Source organism: Clostridium zeae (assembly GCF_017312485.1).
Taxonomy (GTDB): domain Bacteria; phylum Bacillota; class Clostridia; order Clostridiales; family Clostridiaceae; genus Clostridium_AR; species Clostridium_AR zeae.
Genome location: NZ_BMBA01000002.1, coordinates 1,112,682 through 1,139,444 on the forward strand (window position 1 = coordinate 1,112,682; position 26,763 = coordinate 1,139,444).

Sequence of the window (26,763 nt, forward strand, 5' to 3'; positions counted from 1 at the left end):
GAAGGGTACGTGTGTAAATATGATAAAAAATAAAAAAATCCTTCCACTCATAATCTTATTCTTTTTTATCCTATGTACGTCTAGAAATACTTTTGCTTCTGATTTATCTGAAGCTAAAATCAGTGAACTAGACAAATATGTAGAAACTCAGATGAAGAAAGGCGAAATACCGGCACTTTCTATCGTTATTACAAATGGTGATAAAACAGTTTATAAAAAGGCTTTTGGATATGCTGATGTGAAGGAAAAAAGGCTTGCAAATTCTGAAACTTTATTCGAACTTGGCTCAACTAGTAAAGCATTTACGGCTTTAGCTATATTGAAACTTGAAAAAGAAGGCCGAATATCTCTCAGTGACCCTATAAAAAAGTATATTCCATGGTTAACATTAAAATATAATGGAAAGGAAGTCAATGTCACAATTGAACAATTTCTTCATCATTCAAGTGGAATTCCATATAAATCTATAGACAAAATTCCTGAAAGCGAATCAGAAACTGCATTAGAAGAATGTGTTAAAACTTTGGTTGGACAAGAACTTCAAAGTTTACCTGGAAAGAAGTTTTCCTATGCTACCATTAACTATGACGTTTTAGGCCTTGTGGTTAAGAATGTATCAGGACAATCCTTTGAAGAATATATGAAGAAAAATATTTTGCAACCAATGGGATTAGAAAACACTTATTTATTTAGAGAAGATGCTTCAGCTAAAGATATGTCAACGGGATATAAAATTGGTTTCTTAAAACCAAAAGAATATGCCGCCCCAATGTATAGAGGAAATACACCAGCAGGCTACTTTATAATTAATGGTGATGATATGGCAAAGTGGCTAAAGATTCAATTAGGAGTAAATTTAGAAAGTAAATTTGATAAGGATTTAATTATTAAATCTCATGAAGCTGATCTAACTGTAAATCCTGGAGGTGGTGGCGAATCTTATGCTAGTGGATGGTTTGTAAATCAAAGTTTGCAAGAGATCTTTCATAGTGGAAGCAATCCTAACTTTTCATCCTCTATAATTTTAAAACCAAATAAAAATATTGGTGTGGCTGTACTTGCAAATAGAAATTCACCTTTTACAGACGAAATCACAATGGGTATATTAAACATAATAGAGGGAAAAGAAGCTACTGCTATTTCTTCAGATATGTACAAAGATGCAGATAAAATTGCAGTAGCTGTACTTTTTGGTATTACTTTATTAAGTATAGTATTAATTGGATTATCTATACTAGCTTTTAAACAATTGAGAGTAGGGCAAAGAAAATTTGCACCACAAGGAACAAAGCAAAAAATTATTTGGTCCTTATCAGCAATATTTATATTTATGCTTGGATATTGTCTATATAAAGCACCTGAAATATTTCTAGGAGGAGTTTCCTGGGGCTTTGTACGTGTTTGGGGACCTGAAACAATAGTTATTTCAGCAGTAGGAATAAGTATTACTATCCTCCTTTTATACTTCTATTTATTATTTACATCAGTATTTCCAAAAACACAAGGTACTTCTTATTTCTCAATTGCCATACTAAGTATCATAAGTGGTTTAGGAAATGCATTAATAATATTTATGATTAACACTGCTTTAAATAAAGGAAGTATATTTAATTGGTCGCTATTCTTATATTTTATACTTGGAATTTTACTTTACGTTTTCGGTCAAAAAATAGTAAGTACCAAGTTAATTGTAATTACAAATGATATGGTTTATAAATTAAGAATGGAGTTACTAAATAAGTTATTAAAAACATCCTACGAAGATGTAGAAAAAATTGAGAGTGGAAAACTTCAGGCTGCTATGAATAATGATACAGAAACCATAAGTAATTTTGCCAACATTCTTATAAGTGGTGCCACAAGTATAGTAACTCTTATATGTTGCTTTGTATATTTAGGAATTATCAGTATTTATGGTTTATTACTTAGTCTTCTAATAATTTTAGCTATATCAAGTATTTACTTTTTAGCTGGTAGATCCGCAAATAAATTATGGGAAAATACAAGAGACATTCAGAATGTATTTTTTAAATTCATTAACGATATGGAAAGTGGTTTTAAGGAATTAAGTTTGAATGGAGATAAATGTGAAGAGTTTAAATCTGATATGGAAGAAACTTGTAACACCTATCGTGATAAAAAAAGCAACGCAAGCTTGAAATTTGTTAATGTATTCGTTATAGGAGAGTTATTATTTACTGTGGCAATAGGTGGTGTAGCCTTCTTATTTCCAATAGTTTTCAGTAATATTCAAAGCAATAGTTTAAGAAGCTATATTTTTGTTCTTCTATATATGACAGGCCCTGTACATGGAATACTAAATGCAATTCCAAACTTAATTCAGGTAAAGATTAGCTTAAACAGAGTAAATCAGCTTATTAAAGAGATGTCTCAATTAGAAAAAAATCAAATATTCTCGGAAAAAAATAATATTAAAGAATCAAAGTTTTCAACATTAAAGCTAAGTGAAGTAGAATATAAATATACAGAAAAAAATGGTGAGAATTTTAAAATCGGTCCTATAACTTATCAATTTAATTCTGGGGAGATTGTATTTATTACTGGTGGAAACGGAAGCGGAAAATCCACCCTAGCTAAACTGATAACAGGATTATATGAACCAAGTGAAGGCTTCATAAAAATAAATGAAAAAGAGACAACCTCAAAAGAATTAGGATCCTATTATTCTACTATTTTCAGTGATTTTCATTTATTCGATAAATTATATGGAATTGATTATACAAACAAAGCAAAAGACATACAAAAATACTTAAAAATGCTCCAAATTGAAGATAAATTAGAAATAGAAAACGGGGTATTCAGTACAATAAAATTGTCCACTGGCCAAAAAAAGAGATTGGCATTGATGATTAGTTATATAGAAGACAAAGAAATTTACCTTTTTGATGAATGGGCCGCTGATCAAGACCCTGAGTTTAGAAAATTATTTTATACAGAACTACTCCCAGACTTAAAGAAAAAAGGAAAATGCATTATTGCAATAACTCATGATGATAGGTATTTCCATTTAGCTGATAAGGTTATTAAAATTGAACTAGGTAAAATTATAAATGAAAAAGTAAACTCAAATTATGACAATATAGCTTTCCCCTTTAAATAATCTTAAATTTATCTATATACTATAAAGCATCTTTTGTTTTTTGCAATATGCTATATAATATTAGTATAATAATTTCATTGGAGGATAGCCTATTTTATGAACAATACATTAACATCAGAAAATATGAGAAAATTACAAGAAGAGTTAGAATATAGACTGACAACAAAAAGAGCCGAAATTGCAAGAGAAAAACTAGAAGCTGCAGCACATGGTGACAGATCAGAAAACGCAGAATATAAGGAAGCTTGTGCTAACTATAGAGAAAACGATAATAGAATTCAGTACTTAATGACCATGATTTCAACAGCCACTGTTGTAGATGATGAAAGTATAGATAAATCAGTACTAGGGCTTAATAGCAAAGCTAAAGTTAGGTTCATCGATGACGATTTTGAGACTGTTCTAACCTTAGTAACTACAATGGACTTAGATCCTGATAATATGATGATAAGTATAGAATCTGACTTAGGTAAAGCTTTATCAGGCAAGAAGGCTGGAGATATAGTTGAAGTTAATGCTCCTGGTGAAAATTACAATGTGGAGATATTAGAAGTTCTATAGACTTTATTAAGGTTAGTAATTACTTTTTTTAATAAGTAGCTAAGTAAATGTTTATGCTGTATTGTAAACATAAAAACACCACTTTCTTCAGTGGTGTTTTTTATTGAAAACTTTTAAAATATATATCAACAAATCTGATTTTTATTACTGTTAGATATCCTACTTATCCACATTTCTGAAGATATACTGTTTAAAATAATATCTCATTAGTCTTGAATAGCATGCGCTACATTACATATAATACTTCTCCATAGTAAATCCTCTACCTTTTACTTCATTAACTCTATTAATAATCATAAAGGCTTTAGGATCTACAGAATTAACAAGTTCATTTAGCTTTGAAAGTTCACGATTTGAAATTACAGTGAGTACAACCAAATTATTATTATGACAATAACCTGTTTCAGCCTGAATTAAAGTAGATCCTCTGTCGAGATACTTAATAATCATTTGATTAATTTCTTCATACTTATCACTTATAATCTTAACCTGAGTTCTAGACTGACCAAGTAATAATACTTTATCAAGTACCACTGTATAAATTAGAACTAATAGAATTCCGTATAGAACCTGCTCTTTATTAGCAAAAAGCATTTGAGATAAAAGTATAGTAAAGTCCAATGCGTACATTACCACAGACACTGGTAATCCAAGTTTTTTGTTTAATACAAGAGGCGGTATGTCCATCCCTCCTGTAGATGCACCTGCTTTTATTACTATTCCGATGCTAAACCCAATCATTATACCTGCATAAATTGTTGCTAATAGATGGTCAGAAGTCATGTTTTTTAGCTCAGGAATAGTCTGTAAAATTCCTAAAACAAAGGGATAATAAAAAGTACTAATCAATGTAGTAAAGGCGAATTTCTTTCCTAGAACCACTGCCCCCAGTATGAACATACTTATATTAAAAATAGACACGAATATAGTAATAGGCACATTAAACTGATGATAAAACAATAGTGCCAATCCTGTTGTCCCCCCTGTAATCAATCCAGTTGGAAGTATAAACATAGTAACTGCCAAAGCATATATTGTATTTCCCAGTAAAATTAATAATATGTTCTTTAATATCGCTGAGTATTTCTTAAGCATCTAATATATTCTCCTTAAATATTTTATTAAAGATGAAACACTTCAATCTAACTAAGTAATTTAAAAAGTTAATAATACAACCCTATCTATTATAGCTCAATACTTCAACTTCTTAAACCACTTAGTAAAAACACTTCTATAGAATTCTTATAAGAAAATTTATACTTTTGTTCAACAATCATAGTATTTAATAACTTTCGCCACCTACATAGCTTAGTGACTTATGTCGCAATCATATATATTATGAATTTTATAATAAAAAGAGAGCATAGGTATCCTCATTTAACGAAAATATCTATACTCCCAATAATCTTTACTAATCGCTATAAGCTATTTAAAAATATCTATGTCGTTTCAAATCTATTAGCAGCTTTTAAATCAGCTCAAGTTACTGCCCTCCAACGAAGGTAACTGTATATTTCTTTATAGTTTTTCCATCTGCTGCTGTCACAGTTATTACAGCCTTCTCTCCTACTTTGCAGGCTTGCTTTATGGTAATTTGTGCACCGTTTAGCCCTCTATGATCATTTACCTTTGCAGAAACAATTGGTGCCTTCGTAGTACCAGAAGGTAGTTTATAGGTATATTCTAAAACCTCTGGATTGAAGTTATCTATTTCTTTATCGCCTACGACTATTCTACTTAAAGATGCATCTGTATTTGGTAACATCTTAAAGTACAAGGTATAGATTCTATGATTTCTTCCATCTGCAGAAGTCACATGAATAGCTGCAAAGGAATTCAAGCAACCAGCTTGTTTTATATTGATCTTTGCATTGGCATCAGTAGCAGTTGCTGTTATTGTAGGTTCTTTAGTTGTATACGGGATGGTTACCGTAGTAATTAAATCACCTTTAAACTCAGAAAGCTCCTTACCATCTACAATTATCTTAGTTAATGTAGCATCATTTTTAGAAGCAACTACAAATTTTACAGTATAGATATTCGTAGTAATTCGATCTTCTGCTGTTACTTTGATAGAGGCTGACCCATTTACTGCATTAGCTTGAGTTACTTTTGCTACAGCTACAGTCTTTGTTGCTTCGGCTGAAACAACAGGTATTTTTGTTGTTCCTGAAGGTAATGTAATTGTGTAGTCTTTTTTAGTTGACTCAAATCCCTCCAAATTTTTACCGTCTATACTTATATTCTTCAAGGTTGCATCTGTATCCTTTGGAACCTGTACTGTAAAGTTAATTGTATAAATCTTTGTTGTCACTCCATCTTCTGCTGTTACTACTATCTTAGCTGTTCCTGGCAATGCTTCTGGTTTTGTTACCACAGCCACTGCTTTATCCGAATCCTTTACCACTGCATTTATTTCTGGTACTGCTGTTGTACCTGCTGGTAGTTCCACATTGTACGTAGTGGTATTTTCATCAAAGCCAGCTATTGTATTGCCATTAACCTTTAAATCACTTAAAGCTGCCTCAGTGTGTTTTACTACTGGAACATAAGTTGCAGCAGAAATATTATCATACTTAGCATCAACATTCCAAGTTCTTAAACCTATAGCTCCAGAAATGTAGCTTGTATCAACTTTATCTATTATAGGTGTATCCATATTATCTACATAAACCTTTATACTTGATCCAATAGCAGTTACCTTCATATGATAGCTCTTTCCTGTTTCAATAGTCATTGGTTTAGTGTCTAAAAAGGTCCAAGAACCGTTTGATTTACCTAGTACTACTCCAGTAACATCGCCATTCTTTCCAAGCCCAGCATAATAACCTTTATAGTTGTCAGCTCCTACTCCTGGATTACTTATTCTAAACAATGCTCCTGCATTATTATTAGTTTGAATACTTCCTAATGTTATATCTGTTTCATAGGTAAAATCTGAAAAATTAGTATTTTGAGCTATAGACTTTGCACCACCATTTGCCAAAACTCCATACTTTCCGTCTGCTACTGACCAACTTCCTCCAAAGGTGTTCCATTGATTTGCAGTTCCGTTGTCAAAATTGTCGCTGAAGGTTGTGCTAGTAATCGGCTTATCTGTAAGAACTCTCTTTCCTATTCCCACATCAATCCCTTGTCCTCCTGTTGTCTGATGGCAGTGAACTGCAATGACATTGCTTTCATTAATCTTAATTGCCTTCTTAGCAGCATCATTCATATCTAAAAGTACATAATCAGTTGAATATCCTGTTGCTGTTCCTGCAAGTACTCCATTTATATAAATCTCAGTGGCTTCATCATGGAAAAGGTTGAAGCATAGGTTATTTATTTCATCAGCTGCGAGATTTCCAGGATTAAAACTCTTACGCATCCATATATCTGAAGTATTCCAATTGGTTCCAACAGATATTCCTGGGGTCATTGCTGTACCAAAACCCCCTTGAGCTGAAGCCCATGCAGAATCGTTGAAACTCGAAGAATACCAATCTGATGCTGTATTTGCTGTAGTATACTTCCAAGTCTGCTTTTGTGATTTTGAAGTAGGTAATACTTCATTATAATAAGAAAGTTTATTTATAACTTTTTCATTGGAGGTCTTAATCTTATTTACATCACATTTCATCTGTCTATCATAAGTCATTAAACCATTTACTTCATTTTCTACATCAGTTATCTCAGTATACACTGCTGCACTTAACCCATTATTTGTCTTATAAGATAATAGGTTATTAGCATACACATCGTATAAGTTAGTTAAATCATTAGGATTATCTACCATAATATAACTTGCTGAGAGAGCTTCATTCCATAGATGCTGAGGAACTTTGAAGCCTATACCACCATATTCTCCGCAAACATTAATTTGAGTCGAACTATTCGGACAGGCTGGAGGTGGATAGCTATGAACATCATAAATACTTCCTGCATTTGCATATGGTCCTCCACTTCCTTGATTTATTAATCTAGAAGAATCCATATTTGCCACAAGTCCTACAAGTCGTGCTGGTTCGTATTGACCTTGATCTTCATTAAATACACACCACATTATGATTGATGGGCTGTTCCAATGGGTCTGAACCATACGTTGAAGTTCCAATTCATACTGAGGTTTATCCACTGGAGGAGGATTGCTCATGTAGGAATCAGCAGAAGGCATGTCCTGCCAAACTAAAATTCCTAATTTATCAGCCCAGTAGTACCAGCGTGCAGGTTCTACTTTAATATGCTTTCTTACCATATTGAAGCCTAAAGCTTTTTCCTGTTCGATATCAGATTTTAAAGCAGCATCGGTTGGAGCTGTGTAAAGTCCATCAGGCCAGAAGCCTTGATCCAAAGGCCCCATCATAAAGGTTTCCTTATTATTTAAGAAAATCTTATTTACTCCATTCACTTGCTTCATGGATATTTTACGCATTCCAAAGTAGCTCTTTACTGTATCTATAACTGTTGAGTCTTTCTTTAAATCCACTTTAAGATCATATAAGAAAGGATTATCTGGAGACCATAACTTTGCATTAGTAATTGGGATGTATAAAGCTGTGTTTGGACCGCCATCTACCTTACCTGCAATAGTTGTTCCATCATAAGCAGTAGCAGTAACTATAGTTCCTTCATCTACCCCTGTAGTATTTACTGTAAGTTTAAGCCTATTCCCATCTACATCTGGCTCAATCTTTAGATTATCTATGCTCGAGGATGCTGCAACTGGTTCGAGCCAAGCAGTTTGCCAAATTCCACTGGTTGATGTGTACATTATTCCACCTTGATGTAAGGTCTGCTTTCCTCTTGGCTCCCCAGCAGCATCTGTTGGATCATATACTTTTACAATTAACTCTTGTTCTCCTGTTCCCTTTAGATATGGGGTAATATCATAACTAAAAGGATCATAACCACCTTTATGAACACCTACACTTGTACCATTTACAAATACTTCTGATTGCCAATCCACTGCGCCAAAGTTTATGATTATGTTTTTACCATTCCAATTCTGAGGCAAAGTGAAAACCCTTCTATACCAAGAATAATCATAATGAGTCATAATTCCTGATAAAGCTGACTCCATAGGATATGGAACCAGTATCTTTCTTGATAAATCCTTTCCAATCGGAACTGTATCACTTGCAGTTCCTTCTTGAAATTGCCATAATCCATTTAGATTTTGCCAATCAGTTCTCTGCATCTGCATTCTTGGATAATCAGGAAGTGCATTATCAGCAGTTACATCTGCTGACCATTTTGTCATTAAAGGTGCCTGTTGCTTTTCCCATTGAACATATGATGTCACATTTACATTAGCTATAGCTTCTGCTGTTGTACCTGAAACTGTACCAGTTACTACTACATTCCCAACCTTAGAAAATAATGACGCATCACTAAAATCCCAAGCTACAGGAAGCTGTTTCTTTGTACCATCACTATAATCTACAGTTACAGTACTTGGCAGTGTTGGATGTGCATACTGCTGACAAGTTCCTGTCACTGCTTCTACAGAAGCTGTCACGATAGGTACATTACTACCCTCTGGTTGGTAAAAGCATTCTACTGGCACAACTTGCTTTGGTTGACTTGCACTTGACCATTGAAGTCTTAAGTCTGCTCCACCAGTTGCTTGGAAATACTCTAGTTTAAAATCATATTGAACTCCTGCTTTAAGACTAACTTTATTACTTGTTTGAGGGATTTCCCAATCATTTACCCAATGATCAATTATTAATTTTCCATCAACCCAAAGTCTAAAACCATTATCACCAATCATATAAAAAGTATAATCCTCACTATATTTAGGTTGTATCTTTCCTGTCCATCTCACTGCACATCCCTCTGTTTGACCTGTACGTGCTTTAAGTACATCAGTAAAAGAACTATAAAAGTTTATATTTTCATCTATATTTGTGGATACTAAACTTGAAAAATCCGCTCCAGTTGTAGAACTGCATTTATAATAGTCACCTTTTAATCCATGATAGGATACTTCTTCAGCTTGAATAATTGTTGCTGCTTTAGTTAAGCGTGGATTAACTGTTAAAACAGAAAGAAAAGTCATTATAATTGATAGCATCTTCATAAATTTATTATATTTATTCCTTTTCAAATCCCATTGTCCCCCTATCTATATTCTAAGATTTTCAACTTTTATAAACTTCTTAAAGTCACCTCCTTTTTAAATATTTTTGATATTACTGTCCCACTGTGCTGAATTTCATCCTTAAATCCTTGAAAGATTAGTTAATTATTATTTTTATTCCGTTTAATCCTACAAAAAAATCTTATCATAACGTTTTCATAATGTATTTGCACTATTCATTACTTTTGTATACTTTTGCTACAATTTTTATATCTTATTTTATGTTAGTAACCTATGCCTACCAGTAGTTGTTTACTATAGATGAATTTACTCTGAATTTATGGTAAAATTATAGTTATCATTTGAATATTTGGATTGTTATACCAGGAGGTAAAAGTATGAAAGAATCTATAAATTTAAGGCTAATGACTTTCAATATCCTTGTTGATCGTAGAACAGACGAGCCTTATTCATGGGACCATAGACGTGAACAGATATTATCTATATTAAGATACTATAATCCTGATATATTTTGTCTCCAAGAAGCTTTAGACCACCAGAAGGTTTATTTAGAAGAGAAACTTCCTGAGTACTCCTGTTTTGGTGTAGGACGTAATGATGGCAAGGTATCTGGAGAGCAGGTCCCTATTTTCCATCGTAAAGATATGTTTGATTTAGAAGACCTGGGATGTTTTTGGTTATCGGAAACTCCATCAATTGCTGGTTCACTTGGCTATGATGCCAAGTGCCCTCGTACTGTTATATGGAAGCAATTAAAACATAAAAGCTCAAATAAGTCTGTTATTATTACAAATACTCATTACGATCATGTAGGCAAGACAGCAAATTCAAAAAGTGTTCATGTAATAAAAGAACAGCTTTCATTATTTAATAAGAACATTCCAGCAATTCTATGTGGAGACTTCAACTCATCCGAACAATCTCCAGCCTATGACGAGATCCTATCACAAGGATTCATAGATGCTTCAAAGACTGATACAACTATTTATTATGGTTTACCTTTCACCTATCATCGTTTTATGATGAATGAATATAAGTCAAATATGGAATTCCTACAACAACAACATGATAGAATCTTTAGATCTATTGATCACATATTTTATCATGGCCCAATTAATATTCTGCACTATGGCATTCTTCCAGATAACCAATTAGGACTATACCCTTCTGATCACTTTCCTGTATTGTGTGATTTCAGTTTTTAAACTAAGTCAATTTGCTAAACTGCTTTATAAAATACAAAGTTAAAACCAGTAGTTACATAAAACTACTGGTTTTAAAGATGAACCACTTCAATCAGAAAACTATTTTTTAAAAATAAACTTCTCAATTAACTCCGCAACGACGCCTTCGTTGTTATCAGCATTTGTTGTGTAATCACAAGCCTTTTTTACATCTTCCACTGCATTACCTGCTGCAACTGATAACCCTGCAACTTTTAACATAGCCATATCATTGTAGTTATCTCCTACTGCAATTGTATCCTTTATATCTATATTTAATATACTTGCTAAATCTGCTAAACCTTGTCCTTTATCTACGCCTAAGGAATTGAATTCCATATAACGATTTGATGAATAACTAACAGAACAGTATCCATGTACTATATCCTTCATATCAGGTTCTAAGCTCATTAAGTATGGCACATCTATATTTTGATATAAAATCTTAGCTATTAATTCACCTTCTAAAAAATCTACAGTGTTTTCTTCCATAATAGTGCATTGAAATTTTTGACGTTCAATCCTTGCCTTTTCACTATCTGATAAATTATAGATATATAACTTGTCTTTTGTATAGACATGAATACAAACATCCTTGGTTAATCCATACTCAAAAATCTCTTTCATTTTATGAAAATCCAAACCTTTAAACTGCAATAATTTATTTCCTTTGTTTTCAGTTAAGGCACCTCCATTAAAAGAAAGAACATACTCACCTAGTTCATCATATAAATCTAATATTCTTAAATCTGTCTGAATAGAATTATAGCCTCTTCCTGTGGCTGGAACAAACTTTACTCCATATTCTTCTTTTGCTCTTTTAATAAGCTCAATATTTTTTTCACAAATCACATGATCATCATTTAATAAAGTTTCATCCATATCACAAGCAATTAGTTTATATCCCATATCAATTTTCCTCTCTTACAATTTTCAGTTATATTTATTGTACACAAAAAATTATGCTAAAACTTAATATTTTCTAAATAAGAAAAAATGAGTGATATCAATTGATACCACTCATTATATAATTCTAGAAGCTTAAGTCTTCTCCGTTTGAACCAATTACTTTTTTATACCAATAGAAAGAATCCTTTCTGCTTCTTGTAAGAGGTCCATCACCGTTATCATCCTTTTCAACATATATGAATCCATAACGCTTTCTCATCTCTCCAGTACCTGCAGAAACTAGATCAATACAGCCCCATGGAGTATATCCCATTAAGTTAACACCATCTTCTTCTACTGCTTCTTTCATTGCCTCAATATGCTTAGCTAAGTATTCCATACGATAAGTATCATGTACAGAACCATCTTCCTCTACTTTATCAATAGCTCCCATTCCATTTTCAACAATAAATAAAGGTAAGTTATATCTTTCTTGCAATCTATTAAGTGCAAGTCTCAATCCAACTGGATCAATCTGCCATCCCCAATCTGTTGCCTTTAAGTAAGGATTTAACACTGAAGTAGACATGTTTCCATCAGTTACAGTTTTATTTTTGTCAGAGCTCACAACTGAACTTGAATAATAAGAAAATCCTATATAGTCAACTGTACCATTCTTTAATAGTTCATCGTCTCCAGCTTGCTTTTCTAATTTTACACCTAATCTCTCATACTCTTTTAATTTATATTCTGGATAAACCCCACGACATTGAACATCAGAGAAAAAGTGTCTTTGTTGATCACTTTTCATTAATTTTAACTCATCCTCAGGATTACAAGTAAATGCATAAGTAGATCCATATGCAGTCATCATACCAATCTTGAAATCTGGATTAATTTCATGGCCTAATTGTACAACCTTTGCGCTTGCTAAGAACTGATGATAAACTGCTTGCGCTCTTGATTGATCGTCGTTTTTAATAACTCCACCTGCAAAAGTAGGCATATGATCCATTATATTGATTTCATTAAAAGTCATCCAATGCTTAACCTTATTTTTATATCTATTGAATATAGTTTCGCAGTATTTTACATAGAAATCTATAACCTTACGATCTAACCAACCGCCATAATTGTTTGTTAAAGCAAGAGGTGTCTCATAGTGAGAAATTGTTACCACTGGCTCAATATTGTATTTAAGTAATTCATCAAACACATTATCATAAAATTCTAGACCTTTTTCATTTGCAAGCTCATCATCCCCATTTGGGAAAATTCTTGCCCAATTTATAGATAATCTAAAACAGTTAAATCCCATCTCAGCAAATAATGCTATATCTTCTTTATAATGATGATAAAAATCTATAGCCTGGTGACTTGGGTAATATTCTCCTTCATGACATTCTAATACAGCTTCATCAGGTATAGACTGAAAAGGAAATACTCCTTGAGATTTTTTAGTTCCATCTGGCATTGTGTAAGTTATTCTTCTTGCTGACTTGTGGCTTCCATTTGTCATAATATCAGCAGTACTTAATCCTTTTCCATCTTCTAAGTACCCACCTTCAAATTGATTAGCTGCTGTAGCTCCACCCCATAAAAAACCATTTCTAAATCCCATCTTAATTATCTCCTCTCTTTATTCCAACTATGTTTGTACATCTTTAGATAAATTTTTCTCTTATGATATAATCATATATAAGAAACATTATAATTTAAACATTTTGATTACATATTAGAATGCAATTTCATTTTTCTTAGCTATTTTATATAAAATGATGAAATCCTATTCCTATATTACTTACATATATTGAAAAGAGGAATGTATTTATGCTAATTTCAAATAAACTTGAATCTATAGATTCTCTATCAAAATCAGAAGAAATTCTTGCTAATTATATTCTTAGCGAAAAAGAAAACATTGCTAACTTATCTACTAAAGACTTGGCAAATGCAACTTATACTTCACCATCAACAGTAGTTCGATTATCTCAAAAGCTTGGTTTCAGCGGGTGGAATGAATTGAAAGAAAAATATATTGAAGAACTTCAATACTTAAACAACCATTTTTCTGATGTTAATCCAGATTTTCCATTTGAAGCTCACGATTCTTTTATAAATGTTGCTTCAAAAGTTGCACATTTAGCGGCTAATAGTATTGAAGATACACTTTCTCTTTTAAAGAATGAAGAGCTAAAAAAGGCAGTGGATCTATTAAATAAAGCACAAATGATTAATGTATATGGCAGCAGTAATTCATTACTTATGGCTTATGATTTTAAACATAAAATGCTTAGAATCAATCGTCATGTTGAAATCATGAATTTACCTGGTGAGCAAATGGTGGTAGCTTCAAATTCATCACCTAAAAATTGTGCTATATTAATCTCTTATTCAGGAGAAAATACAGAAGTTTTACAAATTGCAGAGATGTTAAAAAGTAAAAATACTCCCATAATTGTACTTACAAGTATTGGTGAAAACACCTTAAGAACCTTTGGTGATTGTGCTTTTTCTATCTCTACACGAGAAAAACTTTATTCAAAAATCGCAACCTATTCAAGTAATGATTCTATTCATTTAATTTTAGATATTTTATATTCCTGCTTATTTAAAGTTAATTACGATTATAATCTAGAATATAAAACTAATATTTCGAAAAAGATAGATCCAAGATATTCAACAATTAACCTGATAAAAGAATAAAATGAACTTTAGAAAAGTGTTGTAAAAGTATCGTGTAGAAATTAAGTGGTTAGTAATCCGATGCTCTTTAGATGAACAACTCTACAATTAAACTTATATTTTTAGGATTAGAGTTGTTCATCCTTAATGAGCTTACGCAAAGATTTAATTTTTGCAATAATACAAACTAAAAGAAACTGCTACAATTAGAATAAACTAATTGCAGCAGCTTCATAAATATATGCTAATTATTTGCTCAAAACTTCTTTAACCTTTTGCAATGCAACCTCTATAACTTTATCCATATCGTAATATTTGTACTCACCTAAACGTCCACCAAAGATAACCTTATTTTCAGCTTCAGCTGCAACTCTATATTTCTCATACAGTGAACTATTCTTCTCATCATTTACAGGATAATAGGGCTCATCCCCTAGTTGCCATTCTGCACTATATTCACGGCTTACAACAGTTTTAGGCTGTGTTCCAAATTCAAAGTGCTTATGTTCTATAATACGGGTATATGGTGTTTCGCTATCTGTATAATTTACTACCGCATTACCTTGAAAATTTTCCATATCCAAAACTTCTGTTTCAAACCTTACACTTCTATATTCTAAAATCCCAAACTTATAGTTAAAATATGCATCAATAGGACCAGTATAAACTACTTTATCAGCTGTACTATCCCATCTTTCTTTATCTTCAAAATAATCTACATTCAACTTTACCTCGATACCCTCTATCATCTTTTCAAGCATTCTAGTATAACCGCCCACTGGTATACCTTGATATTTAGCATTAAAATAATTATTGTCATAAGTAAATCTTACTGGCAATCTACGAATGATAAATGCAGGCAATTCGTTACAAGGACGTCCCCATTGCTTTTCAGTATATCCACGTATAAGCTTTTCATATATATCCACACCTACTAAATTTATTGCTTGCTCCTCTAAATTTCTAGGATTTTCAACAAAGCTTTCATTACGTTGCTGTTCTATTTTTTTCTTTGCCTCATCAGGTGTTATAACTCCCCACATCTTATTAAATGTATTCATATTAAAAGGCAAATTATATATTTCCCCATTATAATTTGCTACAGGACTGTTGGTATATCTATTGAATTCAGCAAATTGATTCACATATTGCCACACTTCTTTATTGTTAGTATGAAAAATATGAGCTCCATACTTATGTACTTGGATATCTTCAATTCTTTCACTATAAATATTTCCCGCAACATGACCACGCTTATCAATAATAAGACATGTCTTTCCAGCTTTTCTAACCTCATGTGCAAATACTGCACCGTACAATCCTGCCCCCACTATTAAAAAATCATATTTTTTATTCATAACAGTTGTTCTCCTAAATACTTCATTTATTTAAATCATTTTACCTTTATTTATATCATAAAAATATCTTCCCATGATCTTATTACTTAAGAAAACTCTTGTATGTTAAAAATCTCTGCTGATAACCCAGCTAAACTTTAAAAAAACAATTTTAGAGTTGTCTCTATTTGATCATGAAAAGATATTTTATTATTACTTATCTTACACCATTATTTGTCAATTCAGTTTTTTCACAGAATTATATACAACTAATTAAATCCAACAATTCTTTGAGATATTTTGTATGCACCAACAGCAATACTACGTCCTAATTTACCTGGTAAGTTCATTATACCTCCCATAAAACCGTATCTTAGATTATTGTAAAGCTCAATATCTGTTTCCTTAATATATCTCCATAATTCTCTCTTTTTATCTAGGTTCTCTGTTGTACCTGAACGTATTAGAAGTATAGTAGACACTACCGTAACTATCTCTAGATAATTAAACATATACTTTTTGAGCTTTAAGTTTCTAATATTGTCTAACTGCACCTGCTCTATCATAAGCTTGTTCACTTTTATTTGTTGATCAATCCTTTTAATCATTACACTCTCATTTACAGATTGATCTCCTCTGCCTATAAAATATCTATAGAAATCAACATTAATATAATATATCTTATAAACATGTTCCAGCGGCACATACACAAATAAGTTATCCACATAGAAAGTATGCTTTGGTAGCTCTAATCCACACTCTCTCAATAGTTGTGTTCTATAAATAACCGAATGCATCAGTATATATTGCCCTTTTCTAAAACGTTTGATATCATCCCAAGTGAAGACTTTCTCCTCTGGAAGCACATTTTCATACTTCATGACTTTCTTCTTTTTTGCGCCTTCTTTCTCATAAACAAAATTGCTTATAAGCATATCAATTATAGTTTCATTCTCAGTAAGATCATCCAATACCTTTAATATCTTTTCATATGCTTCAGCATTGACCCAATCATCACTATCTACAACTTTAAAATACAATCCAGATGCATTTCTAATACCTGCATTCACCGCTTCTCCATGTCCACCGTTTGGTTGATGTATTGCTTTTACGATAGTTGGATACTTTGCAGCATACTCATCTGCAATTTCTGCAGTGTTATCTGACGAACCATCATTTACTATCAACAACTCAACCTTTTCCCCTCCAGGCAATAGTGACTCTATGCAGTTTCTCATATACTCTTGTGAATTATAGCAAGGAATTGCTACTGATAATAATTTCATACTCACACTACCTCTACTAATTTTTATAATTAACTTTTGTTATTTCCACTATTATATTAAAATTAAAATTCTTCATGCTTGTCTATATAGATTTTAACATAATGCTTAAGCATATTGCTTATTTATTTTTTTCCATATTTAACTTCTTACTTCTCTCCTTTAATAAATGTACCAATCCTTTGAAGAATTGTCCATTTACCATCATAAGTATGCCATCCAACATAGGCATATTAATTACCCCACCTGTTACTCTAGCTACTCCTCTAAAAGGCATATGGTATATAGACATCATGATAATATTAGCCGTACTCCTTTTCCCAATCTTTCTTAAAAACCAGTATGCAAAAACAATCATATAATATGAAAATCTTGCAAATATCCCCTTTGCATACTGACACTGAGCAATAGTATCGTTATAGCCTAATGGTTTTGATTTATCCCATTTTGAAACAGGCACCTTTCGTCCAATTAATCTTTCAAACTCATCTATGGAAACATTATTAGTTTTGCCTAAATAGTACGACGGAAGAGTTTCTTTATCATATGGAAGCGGAGCTCCCGTACCTTCAATAAAAATAGTATCCTTCAATCTAATATCAGCACTAGATGCACCTATCATTATTTCATACTCTGACTCTTCAACTTCCCACTTATTAGTCTTAACATTAAAATAACGAAAAGTTTTATCATCAAAAGGTATGCTTACAGTCTTTGTTTCTCCAGCATTTATAAATATCTTTGTAAATCCCTTTAATTCCTTCTTTGGCCTAAAGATCTCTTTAGATTTACATCCAATGTATAATTGGGCAATCTCCATGCCAGCAACACTGCCCGAATTCTTCAATTTAAAGGTTGCTCCATATCTACTAACATGAATATCTGAATACTCGAAGGTTGTATAACTTAATCCGTATCCAAAAGGAAATAGTACATTAACATCAGCCGTATCATAATAACGATAACCAATATATATACCTTCCCTATACTCTACGCTAACCTCTTTACCTGGAAAGTTATAAAAGGATGGTGTGTCCTCATAACGAATTGGGTAAGTTTCTGCTAATTTTCCAGATGGATTAACATCGCCTGATAATATTCTAAGTATAGCTCTAGAGCCAGCCTGTCCACCAAGGTATCCATGAAGCACAGCCTTAGCCTTATTTATCCAAGGCATTTCCACCGCAGAGCCACAGGATAAAATTGCTATAATATTTGAGTTAACTGTATATAATGCATTCAAAAGATCTATCTGATTTTCAGGAATGCTCATACTTTGTCTATCCAAACCATCAGCTTCAGTAACTTCATCTAATCCTATATATAAAAGAATAACATCTGCTTTTCTTGCAAGCTCGCATGCCTTCTCTATTTTTTTCTTATTTTTCTTACCGTAACGTTCAAAACCAGGTTCATATCCAATACTTACTATTCCTGACTCATTGAAACAATCCATTGTGTGATCTAGTATGGTCGGATTTACTATAGAGGAACCAGCCCCTTGATAACGAGCATTTTTTGCAAATTCACCAATTACGGCAACCTTTTTACCGTATTTAAGAGGTAGTATATTCTCATCATTTTTAAGCAACACTATAGACTCTTCTGCAACCTTTTGTGCTACTCTATGATGTTTATCCACATCAAATTCTATATGTGGTCTCTTGTAAACCTCCTCAGTGGTAAAGATAAGTTCAAGCAATCTATCAACACACTGATCCAATACTTCTTCTTTAATTTTTCCACCTTTTATTGCCTGAATTATTTCTTCATTTGTCTCACCTGCTGTTGTAGGCATCTCTAACTCATTACCAGCAATTAACCCTGATATACGGTCATTACTTCCGCCCCAATCAGTTATTACACAGCCTTTGTAATTCCATTCTCCACGTAGGATATCCTTCATAAGATGTATGTTTTCATTTGTATAAGTACCATTTAATTTATTGTAAGATGACATTATAGTCTTGGTTCTACCTTCTTTAATCGCAATTTCAAATGCAGTTAGATATATTTCTCTAAGGGTTCTCTCATCAACTATAGTATCAATAGCCATACGTCTCTCTTCTTGATTGTTAACACAAAAATGCTTAACACAGGCAGAGATCCCCTGAGATTGGATTCCTCTTATATAACCTGCTGCCATTTTACCTGCAAGATATGGATCTTCACTAAAATACTGAAAGTTTCTACCGCATAGAGGATTTCTTTTCATATTGACTCCTGGTCCTAGCAGTACATTAACTTTTTGAGAAATGGCTTCTTCACCTAGATATTCTCCAACTCTTTCTCCTAATTCATCATTCCAACTATTTGCTACAGTTGCAGCGGTTGGAAAGCACGTCGCTGGAATCCCCACATTAAGTCCTAAATGATCTGCAGCTACTGCTTGTTTTCTAATACCATGAGGTCCGTCAGCAAGAAACATACTATTAATTCCAAGACGCTCTATCTCTTGAGTCTGCCAAAAATCTTTTCCTGACATTAAAGACGCTTTTTCTTCTAAAGTCATTTTCTCAATCAATTCTCTATACTTCATCTTCTATTCCTCTTTTAGCATTTACAGCCAAAAACAACAACTGCTGAAATGCCTAACTCAATTTTGAAATCTAATTATTGTCTAATATGTGTTCTTATTTATGACAGATCTTATAAACTGAATATCAATTTACTTTAAAAAGTTTCTTATAAAAGAGGCTTTTTAAAGCAAATTATACCATTTAGAATCATTATAATTTAAAACAACTACATCATCAAGTATCAACCCTAAAAGAAAAAAATGTCATTGCCATTTGTATTAATCTATTAATCTTTAATGTGATATTAATAGATTTTGTTACAACTTTAGTTCGAATGTAAAAAAATTTAAAACTATCTTTTTCCTTAAACTCAAAGTAAAGATCTTACTATACCTATTTATAAATAGTAGTTTTTATGAAAAACAGCTTCAAGTTATACCTGAAACTGTTTTTCATATTTATTTAGATAAAAACTTATGGTGCTGTTAAAGCACCGTGTTGAACATAGACAAACTTTCATATTATATCGGGTTGCAATAGATATTTTGGAACTACATCTATAATTTTATCAAGCAAAGGGGATCGCATTAATATAGCTTTTAAGTATTATTACGTTAAAGCTACCTTGTACCCACAACTTTCTCTTCAGTATCATCCTTAAATATTATCTTGAATATAGGGAAGAATACCCAGAAGGAAATAGCACAATTTATAATCATTGTTATGAAATCTGCTATGGTTTCACCAACTGATCCCATTCCAAATGTATTCATCAACAAATTGTATATTGGAGCTTTATAAAGTCCTTGGAGTGCAGCTGCACCTATTGATATAACAATATATGCTACTACATACCAAAATGCAGATTTCCAAATATTATTATTGGATTTGAAGGTTATATTTCTTTGTGCAAAAAAGTTAATGACTTGCGCGATTGCCATAGTTATTTGAACTGCAAGGAAATAAGCTAGTCCTCCGCCACCGCCTGATGAAATTGCACCTGCTGCATAGTTAAATACATAATAAACACTTCCATCAAAATTATGTCCAACTTGAAGCACTTGAAAATTGGAATCTACAAGTGAAGTAAGTCCAAATATCTCCTTAAATAAAGGCATTAATATCATTTGCAGAACTGTTATACCGTTGCTTAGCATAAAGAATACTAAGAATTGAGCTGTGCCAGGATGTTTTTCCTTATACTTTGTCCATAAGTCTATTACACCTGAAAATATACTTTTATTCTTTACTTTACTGTTGCTCATTTTAACTCTCCTTTATAACCTTTGCTATTGTCTCATCACTTCTAATGCCTTTAATAAGCTTGCTTCTTTCCTTTAATAAATGGCTTAACCCCTTAAAGAAATGTCCATTTGCAATCATTAATATCCCATCTACCATAGGCATATTAACAACACCACCTGTCATCCTTGCTATACCTCTAAATGGCATATGGTATATAGACATCATGATTACATTAGCTGTCATTCTTTTGCCTATTTTTCTTAAAAACCAATATGCAAAAGTAATCATATGGAATGCAAATCTCGCAAACCATCCTTTGGCATACTGACATTGTGCAATAGTATCGTTGTATCCAATAGGTTTCTTTCTATCCCACGTTGATACAGGAACTTTACGTCCAATTAAAGTTTCAAACTCCTCTTTACCAACATTGTTCGCTTTTCCTGAATAATATGATGGAAGTAACTCTTTGTTATATGGAAGCGGTGCTCCAGTGCCCTCAATAAAAATACTGTCTATCAGTCTTATATCATCACTTGATGCACCAATCAATATTTTATAATCTGACTGTTCTACTTCCCATTTATTTGTTTTCACATTAAAATATCTGAAGGTCTTGTCATCAAAAGGTATTGTCACAGTTTTTGTTTCACCTGGGTCTATAAATACTTTTGCAAATCCCTTTAGTTCTTTTTTAGGTCTAAATATTTCCTTAGATCTGCATCCTACATATAATTGAGCAACTTCCATTCCAGGAACAGTTCCAGTGTTTCTTATCTTAAAAGTAACCTTATCTTTATTAACTTTAATATCTGAATATTCGAAGGTTGTATAACTTAGTCCATATCCGAAAGGGAAAAGAACATCTATATTAGCTGTATCGTAGTATCGATATCCTATATAGACAGCTTCCCTATACTCTACGCTTACTTCCTTTCCCGGAAAATTATCAAAGGAAGGAGTATCTTCATAATGTAATGGATATGTCTCAGCTAATTTTCCTGAAGGATTTACCTCACCTGACAGAACTCTAAGCATTGCACTTGAACCTGCTTGGCCACCTAAATAACCATGCAATACTGCCTTTACTTTTTTTATCCATGGCATTTCTATAGCAGAACCACAGGATAATATCACAACGATATTTTGATTAACTTCATATAAAGCATTCAATAGATCTATCTGATTATCTGGAATCTTCATGTCTTGTCTATCTAGTCCCTCAGCTTCAGTAGCCTCATCTAAACCAATATATAAAAGGATGACATCTGCTTTTTTAGCAAGTTCACATGCCTTCTCTATTTTTTTCTTACTCTTTTTCCCATAACGTTCAAAACCTGATTCATATCCAACACTTATAAATTCTGATTCCTTAAAGCAATCCAATGAATTATGCAACATAGTAGGATTCACGATAGATGAACCTGCACCTTGATATCGTGGTTTTTCCGCAAAGTCCCCTATTATAGCAACTTGCGTTCCTTTTTTTAGAGGTAATATGTTTTCATCATTTTTTAGAAGGACTATTGATTCTTCTGCAACTTTTTGAGCTATCCTATGATGTTTTTCTTTACTAAACTCACTACTAGATTCCTTATATATTTCCTCTGTAGTAAAAATAAGATCAAGTAATCTATCTACACATTGATCTAATACTTCCTCTTTCATTCTTCCACTTTTAATTGCCTGAATTATTTCTTCATTAGTCTCACCTGCAGTTGTAGGCATCTCCAACTCATTACCAGCTATTAATCCCGCTACACGATCGTTGCTTCCGCCCCAATCTGTAATCACTACTCCATTAAAGCCCCACTCTCCACGAAGTATGTCATACATAAGATGGACATTTTCATTTGTATAGGTACCATTTAGCAGATTATAGGAGGACATTATAGATTTGGTCTTACCTTCTTTAACTGCAATTTCAAATGCAGTTAAATATACTTCTCTAAGGGTCCTTTCATCTACAACAGTATCAATTGCCATACGTCTTTCTTCCTGATTATTTACACAAAAATGCTTAACGCAGGCTGAAATTCCTTGAGATTGAATTCCTCTTATGTATCCTGCTGCTATCTTACCAGCAAGATATGGATCTTCACTAAAATACTCAAAATTTCTTCCACATAAAGGATTCCTCTTCATATTAATCCCTGGCCCCAAAAGTACATTAACTTTTTGTGCAACCGCTTCTCTACCAAGATACTCTCCAATCTCTTCTCCTAAAGCTTCATTCCAACTATTTGCTACCGTTGCTGAAGTTGGAAAGCAAGTTGCTGGAATACTTGGATTAAGCCCAAGATGATCTGCAGCTGCAGCTTGTTTTCTAATACCATGTGGACCATCAGACAGAAACATGCTACCTATGTTTAAACGTGCAATATCCATGGATTGCCAAAAATCCTTGCCGGATGTTAGTGATGCTTTTTCTTCTAAAGTCATGCGACTTATTATTTCTGCATATTTCATATCTCACCTCTATATATTGATGTACCACTTCATTATAAAATTTATATTTTGGATTGAAGTGTTTCATCTTTAATATAGATGAACCACTTCATACTTAAATCTATATTTTCAAATTCTCCTCTCAGAACCCAGAAGAGTTTTGAAAATAGATTTCGGATTGAAGTGTTTCATCTTTAGCCGAGACTGCCTTAAGGCAGTCTGGCTGTTTAATTTTTTTATATCAGGAATTTATAAAATTCTAAACTGCAACTTCTTCTTTCTTATTGCTTTTCTTGAAGCTAACAACTAAACCTGCTAATATTGCTAAAACAAGTACAACATCAACACCAATAGTTATCTTAACCCATGTTGGAGTATCTGTGCTTAAACCAGCTGTAATAGCTCCACTATTTGCAACAGTATATAACATATTGTGAGAAGCTTCTCTTAGTGACCATAAAGTATCATTACTCTTAGTATTAGCAGAAGGTACTCCCATTGGTGCTACACCAGTAAGGTAAGTATCATTACCTGCACGAATACCAAGTTCAAACACCATGTATGGATATGAGCTTATGCCTCCCCCATTCATATAGAAGTCAGTGTCTATCATACCTTTAAAGCCCCATTCATTACGAAGAATCTGTTTAATCAGACCTGAACTTGCACCAGCCCAAGTATTACCTACACTGTTGAAAGAAGACATAACTGCTTTAGCTCCACCTTCTTTAACTGCAAATTCAAAAGGCTTTAAGTAAATTTCACGAATAGTTTGTTCATTAGCCCAAGTTAATACGCCGAAAGTACGGTTAGTTTCTTGATCATTTAAAGCAAAATGCTTCATATAAACATATCCGCCCTTACTTTGATATCCCTTAGTAACAGCTGCTGCCATCTTACCAGCAACAAGTCCATCTTCAGAATAATACTCAAAGTTTCTTCCACCAAATGCTGTACGGTGAGTGTTCATAGCAGGTGCGTACCAACCAGTAACGCCATAACTATTAGCCTCAGCCCCAATACATTGTCCCATAGACTCTGCAAGCTTAACATTCCATGTAGAAGCTACTAAAACTTCTGAAGGGAATGAAATACCAGATACCTTTGTCTTAGCAATAAATGAGCTAATAGCTGAAGGTCCATCATAATCAAGAGTTGCAGGCTTACCAACTGAAGTAAGTTCTACTGTCTTATATCCTCCATGTACTACTAAATTAACCATATCGTCAACAGATAGTTGATCAAGTAGAGCATCCCAGCTCTTGTCATTAATATCAACACCAACATAATCTTTTAGCTTCTTGCCATTTTTTGCATCAGTAGTAGGCGCTGAAGTCTTTGTATCAGCAGGTACATCATATCTCTTACTATTAACAAATTTAACAAAACTTGAATCCACTAAAGCACCTTTTACTTTAGATGTAGTCTTACCATCTGCTGATTTAATAGTGTAAGTTTGATTCTTGTCAATATCCTTAAGATTTGCAAAGCCATTTGTTCTTGAAAGATATGTTGTTATACTTCCTTCCCCTGTAACATTGCTATCTAATTGATTTACAGCTGTTTGCTTATCAGTAGAACGAGCTGTAGAATCATAAACAACTTGAGAAAGATTCTTTGAAGCAACATTAGCTATCTTTTCATGAGAGTTATTCATAAGCATAAGCTTGTATTCACCTTGTTCAAGAACATATCCACCTTTTGCAGTGTAAGCTTTATTAGAATCATATGACGCCATATCTTCTACTTTAAATGAAAGTGTAACAGTCTCTGATTCTCCTGCCTTTATTTCACTTGTTTTTGCAAAAGCACCAAGGACAATTGAAGATTTCTCTAACTTTCCAGTATAAGGTGCAGAGTAGTATAATTCTACTACATCTTTTCCAGCAACTGATCCAGTGTTTGTTACTTTTACCTTGACAGATATATCTTTATCATTCCATGATAAACTGTCTGGAACTACTTCTTGCTTAAAGTTTGTGTAGCTCAAACCATATCCAAATGGATACATTACCTTTTCGTCGTAGTTTATTGCGCCTTCTGATGCAGCAGTTTCATAGTATCTGTAGCCTACGTATACACCTTCTGCATAGTCAACATAATTTAGTCCAACTTTACCTGAATCAAATGCTTGTGAGTATGAACCATCTGCATTTTTAACAACATAATCGTAGTTTCCAAAGTTCTTCATTGAAGGTGTGTCTAAAAGATCTGTTGCATAAACGTCTACAGTTCTACCAGATGGATTAACTGTACCTGCAATAACTTTTCCAAGAGAGTTAAATCCGTTTTGTCCTGGACCTCCGATATTTAATACACTTTTAATTTGGCTGTAATTTTTAACCCAGCTGAGTTCAAAAGTATTACTGCTGTTAACAACAAGAATTACTTTATTAAAATTCTTTGTAACGGCTTCTACCATACCTTTTTCTCTATTACTTAGTTCAAGATAATGCTTGCTTGCATCAATATCATCCTTATTACCAAATCTTTGACCTGTTGGTCCTTGTTGGCCGCCTTTTTCATTAAAAGTATCAGCACCGTCTAAGCTAGTTGGAAGATCTGCCCCTTCTCCACCTGAGCGTGCAATAAATATAATTGCAGTGTCAGAGAAATCCTTAGCTTGCTTCATTCTATCTGTTGTATAAAATGATGTTTCTGGCTCAGGAATAGTCCAGTCTTGTCCATTCATACCTACTATTGGTCTTTGCATTTTTAATGCAAGATAATCATTATATAGAGTATCGTTTACTTGGAAGCCAGCAGCTTCTAGCCCTGCTTTTGGTGTAACTGCAGTAGATGTATCTGTTGAACCAGAACCAGTACCACCATAGATAGGATTTGTAAAGCTCCATCCAAAAACGTTTACTTTAGTCTTATTCGTAGTTGTTGTCTTTAAAGGAAGTGTCTTATCCTTGTTTTGAAGAAGAACTACTCCTTCATCTGCGATCTGCTCCACAAGTGTTTTTGATTTGTCACGTGCTGCAACAGATTCTTTGCTAGTAGTGTTCATTGTAGTAAAATAAGATGTAATAATTTCTCTAAATTGATATAATGCAATATTTACCCCGAATATAATTACAAGTAACCCTGCCAATATAGCTCTCGTTATTATACGAGATTTTTTCTTACTCATTTTTTTCTTTCCCATACCTTCTATTCCCCCTAATTATAAGATTAATGATGCAAAAAAACTTTACCTCCCATTAACTTAATCACGCGTTTTCTTCCCCCCCATATTTTTTACTAATCTCATATGATCCCTTACAAATCGCTACTTTGTAAAGCTTATCACCCTTACAAAATTAAATTTAGCACATTATGGTATCAACCTCAATCAACCAAAAGTTAGGTATGTTAACTTTTAG

14 protein-coding genes are annotated in these 26,763 nt (G+C 32.9%); 4 read left to right on the forward strand and 10 right to left on the reverse strand.

Annotated features, from left to right (window positions below):
- Positions 1-19 precede the first annotated feature (19 nt).
- Entirely contained in the window at positions 20-3,121 is a 3,102-nt protein-coding gene (locus J3477_RS14220) for a cyclic peptide export ABC transporter (RefSeq protein WP_206870602.1), read from the forward strand.
- A 96-nt stretch (positions 3,122-3,217) separates the two neighbouring features.
- Positions 3,218-3,682, forward strand: coding sequence for a transcription elongation factor GreA (gene greA / locus J3477_RS14225; RefSeq protein WP_206870603.1), 465 nt, complete (start codon positions 3,218-3,220; stop codon positions 3,680-3,682).
- Between the two features lie 231 nt (positions 3,683-3,913).
- On the opposite strand, the gene J3477_RS14230 is transcribed toward greA, so the two are convergent.
- Positions 3,914-4,777 (reverse strand): YitT family protein, encoded by an 864-nt coding sequence (locus J3477_RS14230; protein ID WP_206870604.1) that lies wholly within the window; start codon positions 4,775-4,777, stop codon positions 3,914-3,916.
- Positions 4,778-5,165: 388 nt separating this feature from the next.
- Positions 5,166-9,773 carry a PA14 domain-containing protein gene (locus J3477_RS14235; protein ID WP_206870605.1) on the reverse strand — a complete coding sequence of 1,536 codons (4,608 nt, stop codon included), beginning with the start codon at positions 9,771-9,773 and terminating at the stop codon, positions 5,166-5,168.
- Positions 9,774-10,144: 371 nt separating this feature from the next.
- Here J3477_RS14235 and J3477_RS14240 point away from each other — a divergent pair, with 371 nt between their 5' ends.
- Positions 10,145-10,972 carry an endonuclease/exonuclease/phosphatase family protein gene (locus J3477_RS14240; protein ID WP_206870606.1) on the forward strand — a complete coding sequence of 276 codons (828 nt, stop codon included), beginning with the start codon at positions 10,145-10,147 and terminating at the stop codon, positions 10,970-10,972.
- Between the two features lie 99 nt (positions 10,973-11,071).
- On the opposite strand, the gene J3477_RS14245 is transcribed toward J3477_RS14240, so the two are convergent.
- Entirely contained in the window at positions 11,072-11,899 is an 828-nt protein-coding gene (locus J3477_RS14245) for a Cof-type HAD-IIB family hydrolase (protein WP_206870607.1), read from the reverse strand.
- Between the two features lie 124 nt (positions 11,900-12,023).
- A complete protein-coding gene (locus J3477_RS14250; protein ID WP_206870608.1) occupies positions 12,024-13,499 on the reverse strand; it encodes a family 1 glycosylhydrolase in 1,476 nt (491 codons plus the stop codon).
- 209 nt (positions 13,500-13,708) lie between these two features.
- Here J3477_RS14250 and J3477_RS14255 point away from each other — a divergent pair, with 209 nt between their 5' ends.
- Entirely contained in the window at positions 13,709-14,584 is an 876-nt protein-coding gene (locus J3477_RS14255) for a MurR/RpiR family transcriptional regulator (RefSeq protein WP_206870609.1), read from the forward strand.
- 227 nt (positions 14,585-14,811) lie between these two features.
- Here J3477_RS14255 and glf read toward each other — a convergent pair whose 3' ends face one another.
- From glf to J3477_RS14285, 6 genes are all read right to left on the reverse strand, one after another.
- Positions 14,812-15,921: a UDP-galactopyranose mutase gene (gene glf / locus J3477_RS14260; RefSeq protein WP_206870610.1), complete on the reverse strand. Its 1,110-nt coding sequence runs from the start codon at positions 15,919-15,921 to the stop codon at positions 14,812-14,814.
- A gap of 248 nt (positions 15,922-16,169) precedes the next feature.
- A complete protein-coding gene (locus J3477_RS14265) occupies positions 16,170-17,186 on the reverse strand; it encodes a glycosyltransferase family 2 protein (protein WP_206870611.1) in 1,017 nt (338 codons plus the stop codon).
- A gap of 118 nt (positions 17,187-17,304) precedes the next feature.
- Positions 17,305-19,722, reverse strand: a complete 2,418-nt coding sequence (locus J3477_RS14270; protein WP_206870612.1) for a beta-glucosidase — start codon at positions 19,720-19,722, stop codon at positions 17,305-17,307.
- Positions 19,723-20,322: 600 nt separating this feature from the next.
- Positions 20,323-20,967 (reverse strand): hypothetical protein, encoded by a 645-nt coding sequence (locus J3477_RS14275; RefSeq protein ID WP_228731281.1) that lies wholly within the window; start codon positions 20,965-20,967, stop codon positions 20,323-20,325.
- Between the two features lies 1 nt (position 20,968).
- Positions 20,969-23,416 (reverse strand): glycoside hydrolase family 3 C-terminal domain-containing protein, encoded by a 2,448-nt coding sequence (locus J3477_RS14280; RefSeq protein ID WP_206870613.1) that lies wholly within the window; start codon positions 23,414-23,416, stop codon positions 20,969-20,971.
- Positions 23,417-23,654: 238 nt separating this feature from the next.
- Positions 23,655-26,546, reverse strand: a complete 2,892-nt coding sequence (locus tag J3477_RS14285) for a glycoside hydrolase family 3 N-terminal domain-containing protein (RefSeq protein ID WP_206870614.1) — start codon at positions 26,544-26,546, stop codon at positions 23,655-23,657.
- Between the last annotated feature and the right edge of the window lie 217 nt (positions 26,547-26,763).